Origin of the sequence: Saccharothrix australiensis (genome assembly GCF_003634935.1) — a bacterium.
In the GTDB taxonomy this organism is placed as follows: domain Bacteria; phylum Actinomycetota; class Actinomycetes; order Mycobacteriales; family Pseudonocardiaceae; genus Actinosynnema; species Actinosynnema australiense.
In genome coordinates, this window is the sequence record NZ_RBXO01000001.1 from 1,514,955 (window position 1) to 1,535,652 (window position 20,698).

At 73.3% G+C, this 20,698-nt stretch carries 24 protein-coding genes and 1 tRNA gene; 10 read left to right on the plus strand and 15 right to left on the minus strand.

The window, feature by feature from the left end; translation table 11 throughout:
* Nucleotides 1–143: 143 nt before the first annotated feature.
* Nucleotides 144–662, minus strand: coding sequence for a DUF2231 domain-containing protein (locus C8E97_RS07165; RefSeq protein ID WP_121002811.1), 519 nt, complete (start codon nt 660–662; stop codon nt 144–146).
* Nucleotides 663–716: 54 nt separating this feature from the next.
* Between C8E97_RS07165 and rph the strand changes: the two genes are divergently transcribed.
* Both rph and rdgB read left to right on the plus strand, forming a co-directional pair.
* Entirely contained in the window at nt 717–1,481 is a 765-nt protein-coding gene (rph, locus tag C8E97_RS07170; RefSeq protein ID WP_121002813.1) for a ribonuclease PH, read from the plus strand.
* A complete protein-coding gene (rdgB, locus tag C8E97_RS07175) occupies nt 1,478–2,083 on the plus strand; it encodes an RdgB/HAM1 family non-canonical purine NTP pyrophosphatase (protein ID WP_121002815.1) in 606 nt (201 codons plus the stop codon). The genes rph and rdgB overlap by 4 nt, the downstream gene beginning before the upstream one ends.
* Before the next feature lie 105 nt (nt 2,084–2,188).
* Here the strand turns inward: rdgB and bcp are convergent, their stop codons facing one another.
* From bcp to C8E97_RS07190, 3 genes are all read right to left on the minus strand, one after another.
* A complete protein-coding gene (gene bcp / locus C8E97_RS07180) occupies nt 2,189–2,662 on the minus strand; it encodes a thioredoxin-dependent thiol peroxidase (protein ID WP_121002817.1) in 474 nt (157 codons plus the stop codon).
* Between the two features lie 56 nt (nt 2,663–2,718).
* Nucleotides 2,719–3,261 carry a hypothetical protein gene (locus C8E97_RS07185; protein ID WP_121002819.1) on the minus strand — a complete coding sequence of 181 codons (543 nt, stop codon included), beginning with the start codon at nt 3,259–3,261 and terminating at the stop codon, nt 2,719–2,721.
* Between the two features lie 288 nt (nt 3,262–3,549).
* The gene (locus C8E97_RS07190) at nt 3,550–4,584 is read right to left on the minus strand and encodes an LLM class flavin-dependent oxidoreductase (protein WP_121002821.1); all 1,035 of its coding nucleotides are present in this window, start codon (nt 4,582–4,584) and stop codon (nt 3,550–3,552) included.
* Between the two features lie 157 nt (nt 4,585–4,741).
* On the opposite strand from C8E97_RS07190, the gene C8E97_RS07195 reads away from it, so the two are divergent.
* Nucleotides 4,742–5,779, plus strand: a complete 1,038-nt coding sequence (locus C8E97_RS07195; RefSeq protein ID WP_246019342.1) for an FAD-dependent oxidoreductase — start codon at nt 4,742–4,744, stop codon at nt 5,777–5,779.
* Here C8E97_RS07195 and C8E97_RS07200 read toward each other — a convergent pair.
* Nucleotides 5,757–7,061, minus strand: a complete 1,305-nt coding sequence (locus tag C8E97_RS07200) for a styrene monooxygenase/indole monooxygenase family protein (RefSeq protein WP_121002825.1) — start codon at nt 7,059–7,061, stop codon at nt 5,757–5,759. The two genes, C8E97_RS07195 and C8E97_RS07200, sit on opposite strands and share 23 nt — an antisense overlap.
* A 67-nt stretch (nt 7,062–7,128) precedes the next feature.
* Here C8E97_RS07200 and C8E97_RS07205 point away from each other — a divergent pair, with 67 nt between their 5' ends.
* Together C8E97_RS07205 and C8E97_RS07210 are read left to right on the plus strand one after the other, a co-directional pair.
* On the plus strand, nt 7,129–8,199 hold the full coding sequence (locus tag C8E97_RS07205) for a sensor histidine kinase (protein ID WP_211346931.1): 1,071 nt from the start codon (nt 7,129–7,131) through the stop codon (nt 8,197–8,199).
* Nucleotides 8,190–8,828 carry a response regulator transcription factor gene (locus tag C8E97_RS07210; protein WP_121002829.1) on the plus strand — a complete coding sequence of 213 codons (639 nt, stop codon included), beginning with the start codon at nt 8,190–8,192 and terminating at the stop codon, nt 8,826–8,828. Before C8E97_RS07205 ends, C8E97_RS07210 begins: the two co-directional genes overlap by 10 nt.
* Here C8E97_RS07210 and C8E97_RS07215 read toward each other — a convergent pair.
* Nucleotides 8,813–9,424, minus strand: coding sequence for a DedA family protein (locus C8E97_RS07215; protein WP_121010961.1), 612 nt, complete (start codon nt 9,422–9,424; stop codon nt 8,813–8,815). The genes C8E97_RS07210 and C8E97_RS07215 overlap by 16 nt on opposite strands.
* A gap of 70 nt (nt 9,425–9,494) precedes the next feature.
* A complete protein-coding gene (locus C8E97_RS07220) occupies nt 9,495–9,971 on the minus strand; it encodes an SRPBCC family protein (RefSeq protein WP_246018719.1) in 477 nt (158 codons plus the stop codon).
* A 14-nt stretch (nt 9,972–9,985) separates the two neighbouring features.
* Between C8E97_RS07220 and C8E97_RS07225 the strand changes: the two genes are divergently transcribed.
* Nucleotides 9,986–10,534: a TetR/AcrR family transcriptional regulator gene (locus C8E97_RS07225; RefSeq protein WP_121002831.1), complete on the plus strand. Its 549-nt coding sequence runs from the start codon at nt 9,986–9,988 to the stop codon at nt 10,532–10,534.
* A 10-nt stretch (nt 10,535–10,544) separates the two neighbouring features.
* Nucleotides 10,545–11,501, plus strand: a complete 957-nt coding sequence (locus tag C8E97_RS07230) for a CobW family GTP-binding protein (RefSeq protein WP_121002833.1) — start codon at nt 10,545–10,547, stop codon at nt 11,499–11,501.
* A gap of 107 nt (nt 11,502–11,608) precedes the next feature.
* Here the strand turns inward: C8E97_RS07230 and C8E97_RS07235 are convergent.
* Nucleotides 11,609–11,685: transfer RNA gene (locus C8E97_RS07235), tRNA-Leu, on the minus strand.
* 163 nt (nt 11,686–11,848) lie between these two features.
* Between C8E97_RS07235 and C8E97_RS07240 the strand changes: the two genes are divergently transcribed.
* Complete coding sequence (locus tag C8E97_RS07240; protein ID WP_121002835.1) at nt 11,849–12,070, plus strand: DUF3618 domain-containing protein; 222 nt, start codon at nt 11,849–11,851, stop codon at nt 12,068–12,070.
* 7 nt (nt 12,071–12,077) lie between these two features.
* Here the strand turns inward: C8E97_RS07240 and C8E97_RS07245 are convergent, their stop codons facing one another.
* Both C8E97_RS07245 and C8E97_RS07250 read right to left on the minus strand, forming a co-directional pair.
* Nucleotides 12,078–12,692 (minus strand): TetR/AcrR family transcriptional regulator, encoded by a 615-nt coding sequence (locus C8E97_RS07245; protein ID WP_121002838.1) that lies wholly within the window; start codon nt 12,690–12,692, stop codon nt 12,078–12,080.
* Nucleotides 12,693–12,745: 53 nt separating this feature from the next.
* Nucleotides 12,746–13,048 carry a hypothetical protein gene (locus C8E97_RS07250; RefSeq protein ID WP_121002840.1) on the minus strand — a complete coding sequence of 101 codons (303 nt, stop codon included), beginning with the start codon at nt 13,046–13,048 and terminating at the stop codon, nt 12,746–12,748.
* Between the two features lie 382 nt (nt 13,049–13,430).
* Here C8E97_RS07250 and C8E97_RS07255 point away from each other — a divergent pair, with 382 nt between their 5' ends.
* Nucleotides 13,431–15,080, plus strand: coding sequence for an NPCBM/NEW2 domain-containing protein (locus C8E97_RS07255; protein WP_121002842.1), 1,650 nt, complete (start codon nt 13,431–13,433; stop codon nt 15,078–15,080).
* Nucleotides 15,081–15,153: 73 nt separating this feature from the next.
* On the opposite strand, the gene C8E97_RS07260 is transcribed toward C8E97_RS07255, so the two are convergent.
* Complete coding sequence (locus tag C8E97_RS07260) at nt 15,154–15,744, minus strand: TetR/AcrR family transcriptional regulator (protein WP_121002844.1); 591 nt, start codon at nt 15,742–15,744, stop codon at nt 15,154–15,156.
* 106 nt (nt 15,745–15,850) lie between these two features.
* On the opposite strand from C8E97_RS07260, the gene C8E97_RS07265 reads away from it, so the two are divergent.
* A complete protein-coding gene (locus C8E97_RS07265; protein ID WP_121002846.1) occupies nt 15,851–17,338 on the plus strand; it encodes a flavin-containing monooxygenase in 1,488 nt (495 codons plus the stop codon).
* An 85-nt stretch (nt 17,339–17,423) separates the two neighbouring features.
* Here the strand turns inward: C8E97_RS07265 and C8E97_RS07270 are convergent, their stop codons facing one another.
* The 4 genes from C8E97_RS07270 to C8E97_RS07285 all read right to left on the minus strand — a co-directional run bounded on the left by C8E97_RS07270 (nt 17,424) and on the right by C8E97_RS07285 (nt 20,695).
* Entirely contained in the window at nt 17,424–18,131 is a 708-nt protein-coding gene (locus C8E97_RS07270; RefSeq protein ID WP_121002848.1) for a type 1 glutamine amidotransferase, read from the minus strand.
* On the minus strand, nt 18,128–19,306 hold the full coding sequence (locus C8E97_RS07275) for a Mur ligase family protein (RefSeq protein ID WP_246018721.1): 1,179 nt from the start codon (nt 19,304–19,306) through the stop codon (nt 18,128–18,130). The genes C8E97_RS07270 and C8E97_RS07275 overlap by 4 nt, the downstream gene beginning before the upstream one ends.
* A 109-nt stretch (nt 19,307–19,415) precedes the next feature.
* Nucleotides 19,416–19,895 carry a helix-turn-helix domain-containing protein gene (locus C8E97_RS07280; RefSeq protein ID WP_121010967.1) on the minus strand — a complete coding sequence of 160 codons (480 nt, stop codon included), beginning with the start codon at nt 19,893–19,895 and terminating at the stop codon, nt 19,416–19,418.
* Between the two features lie 134 nt (nt 19,896–20,029).
* Complete coding sequence (locus C8E97_RS07285) at nt 20,030–20,695, minus strand: SanA/YdcF family protein (protein ID WP_121002852.1); 666 nt, start codon at nt 20,693–20,695, stop codon at nt 20,030–20,032.
* Nucleotides 20,696–20,698 lie beyond the last annotated feature (3 nt).

Sequence of the window (20,698 nt, forward strand, 5' to 3'; positions counted from 1 at the left end):
AGGCTGAAGGCTGAAGGTCGCGAGCTCGGAGGTCGAAGGCCGGCCGGCCGTGGCTGAAGGCTGAGGCGCCGGGGGCGGTCGGTGGTCCCCTGCCGTGGTCCCGTTGCGCCAGAAGACGAAGTGAGGGAAGAGGAGGCGTTGGGTCAGCTGGCGCCCACGCCGTCCCACACGGCGGTGGAGCCGCTGTGGCCGATGCGCACGGTCTGCACGGTGGTGGCCGCGCCGGCGGCGATCACCAGGACGGCCACCACGACCGAGATCCGCCGCCAGGTCCTGGGCACGGCGGTGTCGTCCGCCGCCGCCGCGCGCTCCCGGTCGGCCAAGCGGCCCGCGACCAGCAGCGCCACGACCACCACCCCGAAGCCCAGGGCGAACGGCAGGAGGTCGTTGCCCAGTTCGGCGTGCTGCCGGATCAGGGGGTTGTCCAGGTTCGCCAGGCGGGCCTCCAGCTGCTCGCCCGCCTTCTGCGCGGGCAGCACCGAGCCCACGCCGAGCAGCGTCACGCCGAGCAGCGGCCACGCGTAGCGCTGCCGCCACCGCGGCACCACGGCCAGCGCGGCCGCCGCCACCGCGGCCAGCGGCAGGAGCACCACGACCGCGTGCACCAGCAGCGGGTGCGCCGGGAGACCGAAGATCGTCACCAGGTCGTCTGCGAGTGCCATGCCTCTCCCTACGCCAGTGGGACGTTCCCGGGTTCAGCGCCTTAGGGTAGTGCCGTGCTGAGGACCGATGGCAGGAACGACGACGTACTGCGCGACATCAGGATCACCCGTGGTTACCAGCAGTGGCCCGCGGGATCGGTGCTGATCGAGTTCGGCAACACGCGGGTGCTGTGCGCGGCCAGCGTGACGGAGGGCGTCCCCCGGTGGCGGTCCGGCTCGGGTCTCGGCTGGGTGACCGCCGAGTACGCCATGTTGCCGTCCGCGACCCACAGCCGCAGCGACCGCGAGTCCGTGAAGGGCCGGATCGGCGGTCGGACCCACGAGATCTCCCGCCTGATCGGCCGGTCGCTGCGCGCGTGCATCGACCTGGCGGCGCTGGGCGAGAACACCATCGTCATCGACTGCGACGTGATCCAGGCCGACGGCGGCACCCGCACCGCCGCCATCACGGGCGCGTACGTCGCCCTGGCCGACGCCGTCACCTGGCTGGGCGCGGCCGGTCGGCTGGCCGACCCGCAGCCGCTGTCGTGCGCGGTGTCCGCCGTGTCGGTGGGCGTGGTGGACGGCCGCGTGCGGCTCGACCTGCCGTACGAGGAGGACTCCCGCGCCGAGGTCGACATGAACGTGGTGGCCACCGACGCGGGCACGCTGATCGAGGTCCAGGGCACGGGCGAGGGCGCGACGTTCGCCCGGTCCACCCTGGACAAGATGCTGGACCTGGCGCTCGCGGGCTGCGCCGAGCTGAACCGCGCCCAGTCCGAGGCGCTGGCGCTGCCCTACCCCGGCGTGCTGCCCGAGCCGAAGGGGCGGAAGAAGTGAAGCTCCTGCTCGCGTCCCGCAACGCCAAGAAGCTCGCCGAGCTGCGCCGCATCCTGGAGTTCGAGGGCGTGGCCGGCGTCGACGTCGTCGGCCTGGCCGACGTGCTGCCGTTCCCGGAGGCGCCCGAGACCGAGCCGACCTTCGAGGGCAACGCCCTGGCGAAGGCCCGCGACGCGTTCGCCGCGACCGGCCTGCCGTCCGTCGCGGACGACTCGGGGATCGCGGTCGACGCCCTGAACGGGATGCCCGGCGTCCTGTCGGCCCGGTGGTCCGGTGCGCACGGCGACGACCTCGCCAACCTGGAGCTGCTGCTGGGCCAGTTGCGCGACGTGCCGGACGAGCGGCGCGGCGGGGCGTTCGTGTGCGCGGCGGCCTTCGTCGCGCCCGGTGGGGTCGAAGCGGTGGTGCGCGGGGAGTGGCGCGGGACGATCCGCCGCGAGCCCGCCGGCGTCAACGGGTTCGGCTACGACCCGATCTTCCAGCCCGAGGGGCGCGACGTGACGGCGGCCGAGCTGTCGCCGGCGGAGAAGGACGAGTCGTCCCACCGGGGCCGCGCCCTGCGACTGCTGCTGCCGCACCTCCGGGGCCTGGCGGGCTCCTAGTCGCGGCCGCTGTCACGGTCGTGGCGTCGGCCTGCCCGTGGGGGTGACCGCGCGGTCTCCCCCGGGGGGCGCTGCCGCGTGGCGCGCCCCCGGCCGCGGCACGGGTCAGGCGGGCAGTTCGCGCAGCAGCTTGGCCACGTGGCCGGTCGCGCGGACGTTGTACATCGCCTTGGCGATCCGGCCCTCCGGGTCGACCAGGAACGTCGAGCGGATGACGCCCATGACCGTGCGGCCGTAGTTCTGCTTCTCGCCGAACGCGCCCCACTCGGCCAGCACCTTGCGGTCCACGTCGGACAGCAGCGGGAAGTTCACGCCCTCCGCCTCGGCGAACTTCGCCAGCTTCTCCGGCTTGTCGGGCGAGACGCCCACGACGTCGTACCCGGCCTTCGCGAGTTCGCCGATGCTGTCCCGGAAGTCGCACGCCTGCTTGGTGCAGCCGGGCGTGCCCGCCGCCGGGTAGAAGTAGACGACCACGGAGCGGCCCAGGTAGTCGGACAGCGAGACGGGCTTGCCCTCGCTGTCGGGCAGCGTGAACGCCGGGGCCTGGTCGCCGGGGGACAGGCGCTTCTGCTCGGTCATGACCCCAGACGCTACAGGCCGCCGCCGACGCCGTCGGTCGGGCGGACCGGCCGGGGTCAGGCCAGGCCCTCGAACGTGGCGCTCGGCTCCTGCCCGGCCCCGCTGGGCTCGACCACCAGGTGCAGCCGCACCGGTTCCTCGGGCACGGCGAACGCCAGGGTCAGCACCGTGTCGCCGCCCGGCGCGATCTCGGTGACCGCGCCCGCGAGGCCGTTGAGGCCCTGGACGGAGTCGAGCACCTCGGCCACCGGCTCGCCGCCGACCGTCGCGCGCACCGCAAGCTGGCTGGTGCGGTAGGCGGTCTTGGCGCTGTTGGCGACGGTGAGCGCGAACACGGCCGTGCGCGGCGCCCTCGGGAACGACGTGTCGCTCGGCTTCAGCGACCGGGCGGGTGAGACGGTGACGGCCAGGCCGTTGGGCCACCTGCGCTGGGTGCCGAACGCCGTGGCGGGCGCCGCCGCGGGTGGCGCCTGGTCCGGCTTCGCCCTGGTGCTGGAGGGTGGTTCCAGGACGGAGGCGTCGGAAAGCCCGGAGTGGTCCGCACATCCCGCCAAGGCCACCGCCAGGCACAGGCCGACGGCCAGTCCGGCGAACTTCACGAACCTCCCCTTCCCGCCCCGGCGGTGGGCTTGCAGCGACTCCCACCACCATGACGGTGCCCGGAGGTGCTCGGGGGCGGATGAAGGGCCTTGATTCGGACCTGGTGCCGGCCTGTGGCCAAGCCGTGATGCCGCGACGCCGCCCGCGTGGGCGGCGCCACACTGACGGGGGCGCTGCCCACGCGGACCGCGGCGGCGTCTGCCCGGGCGGCGTGCCGCCCGTGAGTTAGGGAGCGCGTCGGGGGGCGTGCGCGCTCGATAGGATCATCGCGCGGTTCGGGCCGACCGCTACACCTCGACTTCAGTCTTCACTCGTTCGGATGAACGTGAGAGGTCCGCCAGCTCGGCCAGCAGCTCGTAGGAGCGCAGCCGGTCCTCCTGGTCGGCGACCATCGTGGTCACCATCAGCTCGTCCGCGGCGGTGTCGGCGAGCAGCTGCCCGAGCTGTTCCCGCGCGGTCTCCGGGCCGCCCACCACCTGCGTCGACAGCCGTTCCCGCACGATCAGCCGGTCGAACTCGGTGTACGGGTAGTCCGCGGCCTCCTGCGGCGTCGCGAGCGGGCCGGGCCGGTTCTGACGGAGCCTGAGGAACGACAGCGCCTGCGGGCCGGCGATCCACTCGGCGTGCTCGTCGGTGTCGGCGATGATCACCGAGGCGCACACCATCGCGTACGGCTCCGCGAGCACGTCGGACGGTCGGAAGCGCTCCCGGTACAGGCGCAGGGCGGGGATGGTGTTCTCCGCGCTGAAGTGGTGGGCGAACGCGAACGGCAGCCCGAGCGCGCCCGCGACCTGCGCGCTGTAGCCGCTGGACCCGAGCAGCCAGACCGGCGGCTTGTTGCCCTCGGCGGGGACGGCGGCCAGGGTCTCGGTGCCCTCGAAGTAGCCGATCAGCTCGGCCAGCTGCTGCGGGAAGTCGTCCACCGACAGCGGTCCCTCGGTGCGGCGCAGCGCCCGCGCGGTGCGCTGGTCGGTGCCGGGCGCGCGGCCGATGCCCAGGTCGATGCGGCCGGGGTGCAGCGCGGTGAGCGTGCCGAACTGCTCCGCCACCACCAGCGGCGGGTGGTTGGGGAGCATCACGCCGCCGGAGCCGACGCGCAGCGTGGTGGTGGCGTCCGCGACGTGGCCGATGAGGATCGCGGGTGACGAACTCGCGATGCCGGGCATGTTGTGGTGCTCGGCCAGCCAGAACCGGCGGTAGCCGAGCCGTTCGACGTGCCGCGCCAGCTCGCGGGTGTGGCGGAGGCTCGCCCGCGCGTCCGTCGCCGTCGTGACCGGCGCCAGGTCCAGGACGGACAGGGGGATGTCGCGGAGTCGGCTCATACCGTGCTGCAACGCGCGGGTACCCGGAAGCCTTCCGCGTGTGACCCGGTGCACGGCGGTCGCCGCCCGGCTCGCGCCGCCCGGCTCGCGCCGCGTGGGTCGCGCCGCGTGGGTCACATCGGGGAAGCGCCGCCGCGCCGCGCGTGTTGCCCGGTACGTGGACGTCGTGGTGATCGGTGCGGGGCAGGCCGGCCTGTCCGCCGCCTACTTCCTCGGTCGGGCCGGTCTGGACCACGTCGTGCTGGACGCCGAGGAGGGTCCCGGCGGCGCGTGGCGGCACCGCTGGCCGACGTTGCGGATGGCCACCGTGCACGGCATCCACGACCTGCCCGGCATGCCGTTCGACCCGCCCGACCCCGCCGCGCGGGCGAACGAGGCGCTGCCCGCCTACTTCGCCGACTTCGAGCGCCGCAACGGGATCGCCGTGCGCCGGCCGGTGCGCGTCCGCGCCGTCCGCGACGACGGCGGCCTGCTCGCGGTCGAGACCGACCGGGGCGTGCTGCGCGCCAGGGCGCTGGTCAACGCCACCGGCACGTGGACGCGCCCGTTCTGGCCCCGCTACCCCGGCCAGGAGCTGTTCCGGGGTCGTCAGCTGCACTCGTCGCAGTACCGCGGCCCGGAGGAGTTCGCGGGCGGCCACGTCGTCGTGGTCGGCGGCGGCACCTCCGCCGTGCAGCAGCTGCTGGAGATCGCCGGCACCGCCACCACGACCTGGGTCACCCGCCGCGAGCCGGTGTTCCGCGACGAGCCGTTCACGCCGGAGGTCGGCCGGGCCGCCGTGGCGCTGGTCGAGGACCGGGTCCGCGCCGGCCTGCCGCCCCGCAGCGTCGTCGACGTCACCGGGCTCAGCCTCACCCCGGCGGTGCGCGCGGCGCTGGCGGACGGCACCCTCGACCGGCGGCCGGTGTTCGACCGGATCACCGAGGACGGCGTGGTCTGGGCGGACGGCGCGGCCGTGCGCGCCGACGCCATCCTGTGGGCCACCGGCTTCCGCGCCGCGCTCGACCACCTCGCGCCGCTGCGCCTGCGCGGCCCCGGCGGCGGCATCCGGCTCGACGGCACGAGGGTCGTGGCGGACCCGCGCGTGCACCTGGTCGGCTACGGCCCGTCGGCGAGCACGGTCGGCGCGACGCGGGCCGGCCGGGCCGCCGCGCGCGAGCTGCGGGACCTGCTCACGCGGGAGCGGGCCGCCTGAACACCCGCCCGGCCCACAGCCGGCTCGCCACGTCGAGCCGGTAGCGCGCCAGGTCCCACCGCCGCACGCGCCGCCGCGCCAGGAACTCCCGCGCGGCGGCCTCGTCGAAGAACCACGGGAACACCGTCGGCGGGTCGTTGAAGCCCTCCCACAGCTCCTCCCCGATCGACGGGTGGTGCGCGGCGGCGAGCAGCACGTCCCGCTGGAACGGGCGCAGCGGCGCGAGGAGCCCGTTGCTGAAGTCGTTGGTGCGCCTGCCGGTCTCCCAGAACTCGTCGAACCAGGACCGGAGCTGCTCGGCGGTGCCGTCGTAGCCGGCCAGCCGGTCCGCGAAGAACCGGGCCATCCGGGTCGCGTTGTTCGCGCCCTGCCCGGCGATCGGGTCGTTGAGCACCACCGCGTCACCCAGCCCCAGCACGTGCCGCCCGGACGGCAGCACCGCCACCGGCCGCCGCACCACCGGGACCACCGAGCCCTTCAGCCACGTGACGGGGCTGGTCGGCGTCACCGGCGCGAGGAAGTCCAGGTGGCCCGGCAGCAGGTCGGCGACCACCTCGCGCAGCACGGCGAGCCCCTCCGCCGCCGACGTGACCCCGCCGAACCGGTCCGCCCGCCCGCCGGGCACCGCCTCCACCGTGACCGCCCGCGACTCGCCCGCGTCCTTGTCCCAGAACGGGATCCAGAACACCTCCGCCGTGCCGGGCACGAACGTGAAGAGGATGTCCCGGTACCGGGGGTGCGCCGCGAGGTCGTAGCCGCGCACGTTCACCATGAACAGCGCGCGCTGCGCGGTGGTGTGCACCGAGCGCGCGTCGTCGCGCGGGAACAGCTCGGGGAAGGCCCGGCTCCCCACGGTCACCACGACCAGGTCGTGGCGCGCGGCGAGCGCGTCCAGGTCGTCGGCGTCGACCGACCCGGTGACCACCGCCGCGCCGCGCCGGGCCAGTTCCCGCAGCCCGTGGGCGAACTTCAGCCGCTGGTCCACCGCCAGCGCCGGCTTGCGCAGCGGCGCGTCGACGGTGAACGCCGCGCGCCCGTCGTCGGTGTGGACGTCGAGCCTGATCCGCCCCGGGCGCGGCGCCTCGGGCCAGCGCTCCAGCCCCAGTTCGGCCTCGTACTCGACCTGGTCGCCGAACAGGCACGCCGTGGGCCGCCCGCCGGAGTCGAGGTACTCCTGCGCGGTGCGGTCCGAGTGCAGGGTGACCCGCCACCCGGCCCGCAGCAGGGCCGCCGACAGGACGATCCCCGCCTGACCGGCTCCCACCACCGCGACCGAGCGCACCCCGCCGATGCTCCCGCGCGCCGCGCGGCGGGCATATCCGGCGATCGGGTCGACTAGCCTCGACCTCGTGCTCAGGGGGTTGCGCGTGGTGGCCGGCCTGCTGCTCGGCCTGGTCAGCGGGCCGGTCGGCCTGCTGGTCGTGGTGTTCGCCCGGTCGGCCGCGCCGCGGTTCGCCGCGCTGGAGCGCCGCCGGATCGGCGTGCTGCTGGGCATCGACAGCGCGGCGCCGACGCCGCCGCGCGCGGTGCGCTACCTGGCCGTGCGCGCCGCGGTGGGCCTGTTCGGCGGGTTCGTGCTGGGGTGGCTGTTCTACGGCATCGCCGTGGCCGTGATCGCGGGCCACCGGATCGCCGTGCGCGGGCTGGACGGGATCGACTGGCAGGACGACGTGGTCACCCTGCTGTGGACGACGGCGGTCGGTGGCGTCCTGCTGTACCTGGAGGTGCAGGGCATCAAGGGCGTGGTGGCGCTGGAGGCCGGCGTGGCGCGCCGTTACCTCGGCCCGAGCGAGGCGGAGCTGCTGCACCGGCGGATCGACGAGCTGGCGGCGAGCCGCGCGGGCATCGTGGCCGCCGTGGACGCCGAGCGCCGCCGCATCGAGCGCGACCTGCACGACGGCGTCCAGCAGCGGTTGGTCGCGCTGGGCATGCTGCTCGGCCGCGCCCGGCGGCACCCCGAGCACGCCGAGGACCTGCTGCGCCAGGCGCACGACGAGTCCCGGCACGTGCTGGACGACCTGCGCGAGGTGGCCTGGCGCGTGTACCCGGCGGCGCTGGACGCCCTCGGGCTGGCCGACGCCCTGGAGGCCGTGGCGGACCGCTCGTCGATCCCGGTGAAGATCCGCTGCGCGCCGCCGCCCGCGCCCGCGCCGGTGGAGACGGCGGTCTACTTCGTGGTGTCCGAGGCGGTGACGAACGCGGCCAAGCACTCGGGTGCGACGATGATCGACGTGGACATCACGGGGGACGGCGGCGCGGTGCGCGTGCGGGTCGAGGACGACGGCGTCGGGGGAGCGGACCCGGCGGGCGGCGGCCTGGCCGGGCTGTCCCGTCGGGTGCTGGCGCTGGACGGCCGGTTCGGGGTGGACAGCCCGGCGGGCGGTCCCACGGTGATCACCGCGGAGATGCCGTGCGGGTGATCCTGGCCGAGGACTCGACGCTGCTGCGCGAGGGCCTGGCCCGGCTGCTTGCCGAGGAGGGCCACGAGGTGGTGGCGGCCGTGGGCGACGCGGACGCCCTGCTCGAGGTGGTGGCCGCGTTCCTGCCCGACGTGGTGGTGACGGACGTGCGGATGCCCCCGACGAACTCCGACGAGGGGCTCAAGGCCGCGTTGGAGATCCGCCGGAGGCACCCCGGCGTGGGCGTGCTCGTGCTGTCGCAGTACGTGGAGCAGCGCTACGCCGCCGACCTGCTCACCGGGCACGCCGAGCGCGTCGGCTACCTGCTGAAGGACCGCGTGGTCGAGGTGGAGGAGTTCCTCGACGCGCTGCGCCGGGTGGGCGCGGGCGGGGTGGCGTTCGACCCGGAGGTGGTGCGCCGGCTGCTCGCGAAGTCCGCGCACCCGCTGGACGTGCTGACCGCGCGGGAGCGGGAGGTGCTGGCGCACATGGCCGAGGGGCACACGAACAACGCGATCGCGGCCCGGCTGCACGTGTCGCGCAGCGCCGTGGAGAAGCACGCGAACTCGATCTTCGACAAGCTGCGTCTGTCCGATGTGGACGGTTACAGTCGCCGGGTGCTGGCGATCCTGCGCTACCTGCGCTCCTGAGCCTTGCTCCGGCTCAGGCGGGACACCACGAACCACACCACGGCCACGCCGACCGCGCCCAGCACGACCTTGGACGCGACGCCCAGGTACCGCTCCACCACGTGCCAGTTCTCGCCCAGGAAGTAGCCGGCGAGGATGAGCGCGGTGTTCCAGATCGCGCTGCCGGCGGCCGTGAACGCCAGGAACGAGGGCAGCGGCATCCGCTCCACCCCCGCCGGGATGGAGATGAGGCTGCGGAAGATGGGCACCATCCGGCCGAAGAACACCGTGGCGCGGCCGTGCCTGCGGAACCAGTCCTCGGTCTTGTCCACGTCGGACACCTTGACCAGCGGCATCTTCGCCGCGATCGCCCGCACCCGGTCACGGCCCAGCAGCGCGCCCACGTAGTACAGCACCACCGCGCCCACCACCGAGCCGGCGGTGGTCCACAGGATCGCGGCGACCAGGCTCATGCCGCCCTGGCTCGCGGTGAACCCGGCCAGCGGCAGGAACACCTCGCTCGGCAGCGGCGGGAACAGGTTCTCCAGCGCGATCGCGAGCCCGGCGCCGGGCGCGCCGAACGACTCCATCAGATCGATGACCCACTTGACATCCATGATCACCACGCTACGAACGGGCGGTGGTGGCGTGCCATGAAGCGGACCGCACGACGGGGTGCGGAAAACCTCAGTCGCCCCGGCGGCGGGCGCGCCCGCTCACCGCGCGGCGCGCGGCGGCGTGCTCGGCCAACCCCTTGGCGTACCGGGTGATCACCAGTCGCAGCACCCGGCGGTAGAACCACCCGGTGCCGCGCACCTCCGGCTCGAACGACGAGTGCCAGCGAATCCGCGTCCCGCCGCCCTCCGGGGCCAGGTCGACGAACGCCCGGTAGTCCCGGATGGCCAAGCCGGACAGCAGCACGTACCCGACCCTGCGGTTCGGCGTGAGCTCGACCACCTCCTCCCTCGTGGGGTTCCTCCTGCCCCGGTTGTGAAACACCCGGATCTCCCCGACGCCGTGCGCGTCGCCCGCCCGCTCCCGCTCGTAGCGCAGCACCGGCGACCAGTCCGGCCAGGTCGCGCTGTCCGCCGCCAGCCGGTACACCAGCGCCGGGTCGGCCGCGCTGTGCACGGTGACGTCCACTCGCTGTACCATGTGGTACATGTACCATCCGGTACATGGCGGGACAAGGGGCGCGGGCGAGGTTGCTGGCGGCGGTGGTCGAGCACCTGGCGGCGACCGGGGTCGGCGAGCTGAGCCTGCGCCGGCTCGCCGCGGAGATCGGCACCAGCCACCGGATGCTGATCTACCACTTCGGGTCGAAGGAAGGTCTGCTGGTCGCCGTCGTGCGGGCGGTGGAGGACAACCAGCGCGCGCTGCTGGCGTCGCTGCGCGACCTCGACCACGCCGAGCTGGGGCGGGCGTTCTGGCGCGCCCTCACCGACCCGGCGCTGCGCGCGCACGAGCGGCTGTTCTTCGAGCTGTACGGGCAGGCCGCGCAGGGCCGTCCGGGCACCACCGCGCTGCTCGACGGGATCGTCGAGTCGTGGGTCGAACCCCTCGCCGAGCTGGAGCGCGCGCGGGGCCGCCCGCCCGAGGAGGCCCGCACCCGCGCGCGGCTCGCGCTGGCCGTGGCCCGCGGCCTGCTGCTCGACCTGGTGGCCACGGACGACGAGCGGGGCGTCACCGCCGCGATGGACCTCTTCCTGGATTTGGTCGCCGACTAGGATCGGGCGGGTGGAGCGGGTACCGGTGATCGTCGTGGCGGGCTTCCTCGGCGCAGGCAAGACCACCCTGCTCAACCACCTGCTCGCCACCGCGCGCGGCACCCGGATCGGCGTGGTGGTCAACGACTTCGGCGCGATCGGCATCGACGCGATGAGCGTGGCCGGGCAGGTGGACGCCGCCGTGTCGCTGAGCAACGGCTGCCTGTGCTGCGCGGTGGACGTGGACGGGCTGGACGAGCTGCTGGGCAGGCTCGACCGGCTGGTGGACGTGATCGTGGTGGAGGCCAGCGGTCTCGCGGACCCGCAGGCGATGGCGCGGCTCGTGCTGGGCAGCGCGAACCCGCGCATCGCGTACGGGGGGCTGGTGCTGCTGGTCGACGCGGCGGAGTTCCCCGACGACCTGGCGCGGCACCTGCGCGTCGCGGACCTGGTGGTGCTGAACAAGGCCGACCGGGTGCCCGACGTCGCCGGGCCGCTGGCCGAGGTCGACCGGCTCAAGCCCGGCGTGCCCGCGGTGGCGGCGGTGCACGGCCGCATCGACCCGTCCCTGCTGTTCGACCCGCGGCCGCGCGCCGAGTACGGGCAGCTGTCGCTGGAAGACCTGCTGGACGAGGCGGAGCACGCGCACGTCCACTACGACAGCGTGGAGTTCACGGGCGGCGCGATGAACCCGACGCGCCTGATGTCCTTCCTCGACCACCGACCGCCCGGCCTGTACCGGATCAAGGGCTTCGTCCACTTCGACGTGCCCGGCCACCGGCAGCGGTTCAGCCTGCACACCGTCGGGGCGTTCCTGCGGTTCGAACGCGTGCGGCGCGGCGACGGACCGGGTGGCACGCAACTGGTGCTCATCGGGACCGGGCTCGACCCGGAGGTGCTCGCCAAGGCGTTGGCCGACTGCGAGGAACCCGACCCGGCGTCGGTCGACCCGCAGTCGATGCTGGAGGTCCTGCGCTACCTGGGGTGAGGTGCGCGCGGCACTGCGCCGGGCAGGGCCGGAAGGCCGTGCCTCGTCCGGGAGCCGCTGCCCCATATTTGCCCCACGGCGCTCACGAGCAGCGCCGTTCGCGCAGGTGGTGGGGCCGGAGAGACTCGAACTCTCACTGGCACGGACCTAAACCGTGTGCCTCTGCCAATTGGGCTACGACCCCGAGCGGCGTCAGCCTAGCGGCCCTGTCCGCGCGGCCGCACCGAGGGACGGCGCACCGTGCCCGTGATCGGAAACGGTGTCATGGAACGGCTCCCGGTGGGACCGGTCAACGGCGCGCCCACGTCTCAACTACGGTTACCGGCAGACCGCTGCTAGGAGGAGATGTGGCTCGCGACCCCGACACCATCCAGCGCGAGATCGAGCAGGCTCGCGACGCGCTGGCCACGACCTTGGACGAGCTGGGCACGAGGGCCAACCCCCAGCGCTTCGTCGAGGCGGGCAAGGACAGCGTGCGCGCGAAGCTCGACGAACCCAAGATCCGGTACTCGCTGATCGCGGTGGCCGTGCTCGTCGGGTTCGCCTTGCTGCGCAAGCTGTTCCGTTAGAGGTGCGCTACTGCCCCTTGCCGACGAGGGGCAGTAGCACCTGCTCCACCACGCGGTCCACGAACGGCAGGTCCAGCGGGTCGCCGGTGAGCATCAGCCGGTAGATCAGGGCCGCGCCCGCCAGCTCGACCGCCATGCCGCGCGGCGCGTCCACGCGCAGTTCGCCCCGCTCGTCGGCCCGCTCCAGGATGCGGCGCAGCACGTCGCGCTGGGCGATCAGGAACGACTCGCGGAACGCCGAGGCCAGCTCCGGCTCGTGCGGCAGCTCGCCGACCAGCGCCTGCGCCGCCTTGCCGATCGGGCCGGACAGGAACGCCGCGAACGAGCTGAGGAACTCCCGCAGGTCGCCCGCGAGCGACCCGGTGTCCGGCTCGGCCAGGTTCTCCGCCGCCAGGTGCGCGCACGTGTCGATCACCAGGTCGAGCTTGGACTCCCACCGCCGGTAGATGGTGGCCTTGCCGGCGCGGGCGCGCGCGGCGACGGCGTCCATCGTCAACGCGCGGTAGCCGACCTCGGCCATCACCTCCAGCGCGGCTTGGCGCAGCGCGTCGTCGCGGCTCGCGTCCCTGGGTCTGCCTCGTTGCGGGGATCGTGCCGCCCCGCTGTACACCGGTGTGGCCATGTCTGCGCTCCCGTTCGCCTATGGGCGGACATCCTAGGCCGGTGAGGGCCTTCTCAGACCTCGATTGCCTGGTCATGAGGGGTGCTCGGTTCGGCCTTCCGGGTGTCGGGCACGGCGAGGCCGTGCCGCGTGCGCAGGTAGATCCGCGAGAACGCGACCGCGTCGCCGTCCAGCAGGTGCACCACCGTCCGGTCGGCGTGTCCCTCGCTGATCTCGTCCACGAGCTGGTCGGCTTGGAGCCGGGCCGCGATCAGGCCCGGCGCGGTCGTGGCGAGCGACCGGTCGACGGTGCGCACGGTCACCGCCCAGTCGTCGCCGTGGCGGCGGTAGTTCGCGGTGATGGGGATGGTGGGCATGGTTCGGACCTCCTGCGCATATCTGACCGGGATTCCGCCGCGACCATGTGCTCATTCCCCCTTACAGGTGATGAGTGGCGTCGACGCGGTTTCGCCCCCGTCGGCTCTTGCGCACAGCCCGGTGGACCTCCTACGTTTCGTTATGTGCTGTCCGTGCGTCACTACGCACACGGGCCACCGAGCTGGGCCTGTGCCCAGTGAGCGGGCAACCCTGAACAGGTGTTTCTTCGCGGTGTTCAAGTCGCGGAGTCGGTGTTCGGCGTGTCAGGATCGGCGTCACGCCCGCTGTCACCTCCGATGTGTCGCGCGGAGTGACCGCATGGCCGGCGGACGGGTTCCTCGCAGCGGCAGGACCAGGTCCCCGCCCACGAGAGGAGAAACCATGCGCAGGTTGCGCCTCGCCGCGGTGGCGCTGGTCGCGGCGGCCGGCTCGCTCGTCGCACCGGTCGGGTCGCCCGTCGCGCCGACCGCCCACGCCCTGCCCGACGGGCTCGCGCCGACCCCTCCGCTGGGCTTCAACAACTGGAACGCCACCCAATGCGGGCCTGGCTTCACCGAGGAGATGGTCAAGGCCACCGCCGACCTGTTCGTGTCCAGGGGCCTGCGCGACGCCGGCTACCGGTACGTGAACGTCGACGACTGCTGGGCGCTGCCCACCCGCGGCCCGGACGGCAACCTGCGGCCGGACCCGGCCCGCTTCCCCGGCGGCATCAAGGCGGTCGCGGACTACGTGCACGCGAAGGGCCTGAAGTTCGGCATCTACACCAGCGCGGGCACCCGGACGTGCAGCGACAGCGGCTTCCCCGGCGCGCTCGGGCACGAGCAGCAGGACGCCGACCTGTTCGCCTCGTGGGGCGTCGACTACCTCAAGTACGACAACTGCCACAACCAGGGCGTCGACGCGCGGCAGCGGTACCGGACGATGCGGGACGCGTTGCGGCGCACCGGGCGGCCGATCGTGTTCTCCCTCTGCGAGTGGGGGCACAACCGGCCGTGGGAGTGGGCGAGCGACACCGGGCACCTGTGGCGCACCACCGGTGACATCACCGACACGTGGGACCGCACGGTGGCGATCTACGAGGAGAACGTCCTGCTGGACCAGTACGCGAGTCCGGGCAACTGGAACGACCCGGACATGCTGGAGGTCGGCAACGGCGGCATGACGCCCACCGAGTACCGCAGCCACTTCAGCCTGTGGTCGATCATGGCCGCACCGCTGCTGATCGGGACGGACCTGCGCGCGGCGGACGCCGGCACGTTCGAGATCCTCACCAACCGGGACGTGCTCGCGGTCGACCAGGACGTGCTGGGCGTGCAGGGACGGCGGATCAGGTCCGCGGACGGCGTGGACGTGATCGTCAAACCGCTCGCCGGCGGCGACAAGGCCGTGGCGCTGTTCAACAAGAACGCGGACGAGGCGACGGTGGAGACCTCGTTGTCCGAGATCGGGTTCGGCCCCGGCGCCTACCGCCTGACGGACCTGTGGAGCAAGGAGGCCCGGACGACGACGGGCGGGATCAGCGCGTCCGTGCCCGGGCACGGGACGGTGCTCTACCGCGTGACGCGGACCAGCGTGGCCAAGCCGCCCGCCGCCGGCGTGCACGACCTGTCGAAGCTCACCCCGCAGAGCATCACCAACGGGTTCGGGCCGGTGGAGGTCGACCGGTCCAACGGCGAGCTGCCCGGTGGCGACGGCGGACCGCTGACCATCGGGGGCGTGGTGCACGCACGCGGTCTCGGCGCGCACGCCAACTCCGGCATCGAGTACCACGTCGGCGGGCGGTGCACCAGGCTGACCGCCTCGGTCGGCGTGGACGACGAGGTGGGCCCGCGCGGCAGCGTGGTGTTCCAGGTGTTCGCGGACGCGCGGAAGGTCGCCGACAGCGGACGGCTGACCGGTGACTCGCCAGGCAGGCCGCTGACCGCGATGGTGTCCGGCGCGAACGTCCTGCGGCTCGTGGTGTCGAACGCGGGCGACGGCAGCGACTTCGACCACGCCGACTGGGGCAGCCCGCGGCTGACGTGCGTCTGACCCGCGGTTCCCGGCGGAGCGCCGCGCCGGACCGGGCCGGGAAGGCGGTTCCCCGGTGCCGGACCGCACGCGCTCAGGGCAGCGCGCCGCCCGTGAGGCGCGTGGCCACGCCGCGCCACACCACGTCCATGACGTAGTCGGTGGCGCGCTCCGGGCCGACCTCGGGGTGGCGCTCGCACCACAGCGCGAGGCGTTCGGTGGCGCCCACGACGATCTCCGCGACCGCCTCGGCCTCGACGTGCCCGATGTCGGTGTCGAGGCCGGCGATCACGGCGGCGATCAGGTCGGTCTGCTGCCGCCGGATGCCCTCGACCTCCTCCACCGCGGACGGCACCGTCACGGCCGCCTCCTGGCGCAGCAGCGACCAGGACTGGTGGTGCGCGGCGATGAACGCGAAGAACGCCCGCAGCCCCCGGCGCAGGACGTCCTCCGGGCCGTCCGCGTCCGCGATGGCCCGCTGGGTGCGGTCGAGCAGTTCGGTCCGCGCGCGGTGGATGCAGCCGATGAGCAGGCCCTCCTTGGAGCCGAAGTACTCGTAGAGCATCGGCTTGGACACGCCCACGCGCTCGGCGATCTCGTCCATCGACGCCGCCAGGTACCCCCGCTCGGCGAACACCCGCTCGGCGACGTCGAGCATCTGGGCCTTGCGCTGCGCCTTGGGCATCCGCTTCCGGCGCGGCGGCTCCGTCGTCGTCACCGAGTCAGGCTACCGCAAGTAACTTACTTGAAGTAACCTACTGGAGAGTATGTAGCGGACTGGGAGGTCGGGGATGCACCGAGAGGTCAAGGTCCTGGTCGTCGGCACGGGTTTCGCCGGCCTGGGCATGGCGATCGAGTTGAAGCGCACCGGCGAGCGCGACTTCGTCGTGCTGGAGAAGGCGGACGACCTCGGCGGCACCTGGCGGGACAACTCCTACCCCGGCTGCGCCTGCGACGTGCCGTCGCACATGTACTCGTACTCGTTCGAGCTGAACCCCTCGTGGTCGCGGGTGTTCGCCCGGCAGCCCGAGATCCGCGACTACCTGGACCGGGTCGCCGACAAGTACCGGCTGCGCGAGCACATCCGGTTCGGCGCCGAGGTCTCGGGCGCGCGGTGGGACGAGGACGCCAAGGTCTGGCACGTCTCGACGGCGCACGGCGACACCTACACGGCCAAGGCCGTCGTCGCCGGCGTCGGCGCACTGCACATCCCGAACGTCCCGGAACTGCCCGGCATCGGGGCGTTCCGGGGCAAGGCGTTCCACTCCGCGCGGTGGGACCACTCGTACGACCTGAAGGGCAAGAAGGTCGCCGTGGTGGGCACCGGCGCGTCGGCGATCCAGTTCGTGCCGCGCATCGCGGACGACGTGGCGCGGCTGACGCTGTTCCAGCGCACGCCGCCGTGGGTGATGCCCAAGGCGGACCGGCCGATCAGCGGCTGGGAGCGGCGGCTGTTCCGCGCGTTCCCGTTCACGCAGCGGCTGTACCGGAACTTCGTGTACTGGACGCGGGAGTCGACCGCGCTCGGGTTCGCGGTCGACCCCAGGATCATGGAGGTGGCGCAGACCGTCGCCAAGCGCCACCTGCGCTCCCAGGTGCCCGACCCCGCGCTGCGGGCGAAGCTCCAGCCCGACTACACGATGGGCTGCAAGCGGGTCCTGATCTCCAACGACTACTACCCGACGCTGATGAAGCCCACCGTGGACCTCAACGTCGACGGCATCGCGGAGGTCCGGGCGCACAGCGTCGTCGACGGCGCGGGCGTGGAGCACGAGGTCGACGCGATCATCTACGGCACCGGCTTCCACGTGGTCGACAGCTTCGACTACCTCGACATCCGCGGCAAGGGCGGCCGGGACCTGGCCGCGCAGTGGCGGGAAGAGGGCATCGAGACCTACTACGGCATCACGGTCTCCGGGTACCCCAACCTGTTCTTCCTGTTGGGCCCCAACACGGGGCTGGGGCACAACTCGGTGGTGTTCATGATCGAGTCGCAGATCCGGTACGTGCGGCAGTGCCTGGACCTGCTCGACCGGCACGGCGCGGACGAGCTGGACGTGCGGCCGGAGGTGCAGGCGCGGTTCAACCGGCGGTTGCAGCGCAAGCTGTCCAGGGGCGTGTGGACCGAGGGCGGCTGCCGGAGCTGGTACCTCGACGCGCGGGGCGTCAACCGGACCGTGTGGCCGGGGTTCACCTGGCGCTACTGGATGCGCACCCGGACCGTGCGGGCGGAGGACTACGCGCTGACCCGCGCGCGGCGGGAACGCGTGCCCGCGTAGGGCGGCCCCGCGGGTGGGATGGCCCGACGGGGAGGAACACCCCGGTGCGGCGCGGGGGAGGGGCCCGACGGGCCCCTCCCGGTGGTCACACGCCGGCTGCCTTGGCCCGCTCCGCGCGCAACCGCGTGACCGCGGGCAGGTCGAGGGGCTTCAGCTCGACGCCCGTCGCCCACGAGATCAGCAGGTCCGCAAGCTGCGGGTTGCGGGGCAGCACCGGGCCGTGGAGGTAGGTGCACAGGATGCGGCCCTGCACCGCGCCCTCCACCGAACCGTCGTTGCCGGTGCCGACCTTGACGTGCGCCAGCGGCCGGGCGGCCGGGCCGAGGGTGGTGCGGCCCTGGTGGTTCTCGAACCCGGTCAGCACGCCCTCGAAGAGGCCGTCGGCCGGGGTCGCGACGACCTCGCCGATGGCCCGGCTGCCGCCGGCGTGCGAGGTGGAGTCGATGAGCCCCAGGCCGGGGTGGGTGACCTGGTCGGCGCGCGTGAACGACTCGCCGAAGATCTGGATGCCCGCGCACACGCCCAGCACCACCGCGCCGCGCCCGGCCGCCCGCTGCATGCCGGGGTGCTCGCGCAGGTGCCGCACGGCCAGCGTCTGCGCGGTGTCCTCGCCGCCGCCGACCACGTAGATGTCGCACGAGTCGGGCACCGGCTCGCCGAAGTTGACCGTGACGACCTCGGCCGGGATGCCGCGCCAGGTCATGCGCTTCTCCAGCACGACCGCGTTGCCGAAGTCGCCGTAGGTGCCCAGCAGGTCGGGCAGGACGAGGGCGACGGAGACCTTGCTGCTCACTGGGCGGCCCTCGCGTTCAGGTCGCGGAAAGCGGTGTAGTTGGCGATGACCTCCACCGCGCCGGGCGGCATGGCGTCGATCGCCTTCAGCGGGTCCGGCACGATGGTGTGCTCGACCTCGGCGTAGGTCAGGCGCACCGCGAGGTCCGTCGCGCGCTCGCCGGACGCGATGACCTGCCGGCCGCGCAGCCGCTCGAACGGCACGTCCCACAGCCACGACAGGTCGCGCCCGTCGGCCTCCTGGGCGTTGATCACCAGCACGGCCGGGTGGTCGGCCTCCCGGACCACGGTCAGCGTCTCGCTCCAGCCCGCCGGGTTCTTCGACAGCAGCAGGCGGGCGCGGTGGCCGCTGCGCTGGATCGTCCGGTACCGGCCGGCCACGTTGGACACCGCGCGCAGCCGCTCAACGGCCTGCGCGACCGGCACGCCGAGCGCGAACGCCGCCGCGGTCGCCATCACCGCGTTGGCCTGGTTGAACTTGCCCGGCAGGCGCAGCGCCAGCTCGACCTTCTCGCCGGTCGGCGTCACCAGGAAGCCGTCGCCGGTCACCCAGTCGGGGCGCGGCCGGGCCAGGTCGCAGCCCGTGCACTGCCAGTGCTCGCCCGACCAGCGGATCGGGTCGCCGCAGCGCGGGCAGGACGCCGCGTCGTTGTGCCAGCCCGTCCCGGTCGCCACCCAGACGACGCGGGCCGCGTCGCGCGCCGCCGACGTCACCATGACGTCGTCGCAGTTGGCCACGACCACGCCGGGCACCGTCGCGAGGGCCGCGCGCAGCGACTTCTCGATGGTGCGCACCTCGCCCACCCGGTCGAGCTGGTCGCGCGACAGGTTCAGCAGCACGGCCACGGCGGGCGCGGAGGCGCGGCAGACCTCGGGGAAGTACCCCTCGTCGACCTCCAGCACCGCGTGCGGCGCGTCGGGCTGCTTGGACAGCGCGGTGACGTGCCCGTCGGGCATGTTCGCGCCGCCGTGGTTGGTCGCGACCTCGCCGAGGAACGACACGGCGCGGCTGAGCATCATCGTGCTCGTGGTCTTGCCGTTCGTGCCCGTGACCAGGGCGACCGACCGGCCGGACGTCAGGTGCGCCAGTGCCTGCGGGTCGAGCTTGAGCGCCACGCGGCCACCGATCATGCCGCCCGCGCCCAGGCCCATCTTCTGCGACAACTTCGAACTCATGTTGCCCAGTCGCACGGCCGCCGCGGTGCGCAGCGGCAGGCGGGCTGGGTCTGCACCAGGACTGTTCGGCAAGCGACTTCCCGCGTCGGTAGAAGGGATGCCGCCGATGCTACCGGGGCCGGTCGCCCGGTTCCCGCAGGGTCCTGATCAGGTCCACGGTGCTGAGCTGGCACAACTGCGCCATGTACTCCAGCGCGGGCAGGTCCAGGTGCACCTCGGGCGGCTGGCCGGGGGTGAGCTGGCGCAGCCTGCCCTGCGCCCAGCGGCGCAGCGGCAGCAGCTGCGGCCGGGCGTCGGCGACGACCGCGGCGAGGTCGACCGTCAGGTGGCCGGCGGGCGCGTCGCCGAACACGCGGTCGTGCACCCGCGCCAGCACCCGGTGGGCGGGCACGCCGAGCGCCGCGCAGATCTCGACCAGCCGCACCACCGAGCACTGGCGGGTGCCCAGCTCGTAGGTGGCCAGGGTCTGGAGCGAGATTTCGCTTTGCAGCCTGCGGTTGAGTTCCTTGCGGGTCCATCCACGCTGCTTGCGAAGGCTGCGGAGCTCATCACCGAGCACGCGTTGGTACGTCGCTGTGTCGATCTGCACCGTCAAGTCCTCCATGTCCGGTGGGGCCCCGACAGACCCCACGCACAGGGAAAGCGTGACGTGCCGTCCCGCTTACGCGACTTGCTCGATATATCGCCCGATTGGGTTAACCGAGAACCACTCACGGTAGTTGTTCACGAGTCGAGCGCCCGGCTGACGCCGGTTTCGAGCGGGCCGAGGAACCTCGGGTCCGGCTTGGCGACGAGCCCGTCCCACAGCGCCTTGCCGCTCGCGACCACCTCCCGGAAGTGCCCATAGGCGGTGGTCGTCGACCAGCGCCCCCACGTGTCGTGCCCCACGCCGAACGCCTCCAGCCCGGCTTCCCGGCACAGCGCCACGGCGCGCGGCAGGTGGAACTCCTGGGTGACCACCGTGGCCTTCGACACGCCGAAGATGCGCTTGGCGCGCGTGCACGAGTCCCACGTGTCCAAGCCCGCGTAGTCGGCCACGATCACGCGTTCGGGGACGCCCCGGTCGATCAGGTAGGTCCGCATCGCGGTCGGCTCGTCGTACTCCCGGCGGCTGTTGTCGCCGCTGACCAGCAGGACCTTCACCTTGCCCCGGCGGTAGAGGTCGGCGGCGACGTCCAGCCGGCCGGCCAGGAACGACGTCGGCTTCCCGTCGCGCAGGCCCGCGCCGAGCACGAGCGCCACGGGCGCGTCGGGTACGTCCGCCGCGGCGTACCGGTGCGGCGCGCTCGCCGCCCGCACCCAGACCCAGGGCGCGGTGGCGACGACGCCGAGCAGCGCGGCCACCACCAGCACGCGCCGCCACCTGATGCGGCGGATGAACTCCTGCACGGT

Bases quoted from the DNA above. Each gene is read 5' to 3' on its own strand.
- C8E97_RS07190 (WP_121002821.1), bottom strand. From the start codon at position 4,584: ATGAGCCGACTCCGCGACATCCCCCTGTCCGTCCTGGACCTGGCGCCG.
- C8E97_RS07220 (WP_246018719.1), bottom strand. From the start codon at position 9,971: ATGTACCACATGGTACAGCGAGTGGACGTCACCGTGCACAGCGCGGCC.
- C8E97_RS07260 (WP_121002844.1), bottom strand. From the start codon at position 15,744: ATGCCCAAGGCGCAGCGCAAGGCCCAGATGCTCGACGTCGCCGAGCGG.
- C8E97_RS07275 (WP_246018721.1), bottom strand. From the start codon at position 19,306: ATGAGTTCGAAGTTGTCGCAGAAGATGGGCCTGGGCGCGGGCGGCATG.
- C8E97_RS07255 (WP_121002842.1), top strand. From the start codon at position 13,431: ATGCGCAGGTTGCGCCTCGCCGCGGTGGCGCTGGTCGCGGCGGCCGGC.
- C8E97_RS07265 (WP_121002846.1), top strand. From the start codon at position 15,851: ATGCACCGAGAGGTCAAGGTCCTGGTCGTCGGCACGGGTTTCGCCGGC.
- C8E97_RS07215 (WP_121010961.1), bottom strand. From the start codon at position 9,424: ATGGATGTCAAGTGGGTCATCGATCTGATGGAGTCGTTCGGCGCGCCC.
- bcp (WP_121002817.1), bottom strand. From the start codon at position 2,662: ATGACCGAGCAGAAGCGCCTGTCCCCCGGCGACCAGGCCCCGGCGTTC.
- C8E97_RS07245 (WP_121002838.1), bottom strand. From the start codon at position 12,692: ATGGCCACACCGGTGTACAGCGGGGCGGCACGATCCCCGCAACGAGGC.
- C8E97_RS07250 (WP_121002840.1), bottom strand. From the start codon at position 13,048: ATGCCCACCATCCCCATCACCGCGAACTACCGCCGCCACGGCGACGAC.
- C8E97_RS07165 (WP_121002811.1), bottom strand. From the start codon at position 662: ATGGCACTCGCAGACGACCTGGTGACGATCTTCGGTCTCCCGGCGCAC.
- C8E97_RS07225 (WP_121002831.1), top strand. From the start codon at position 9,986: ATGGCGGGACAAGGGGCGCGGGCGAGGTTGCTGGCGGCGGTGGTCGAG.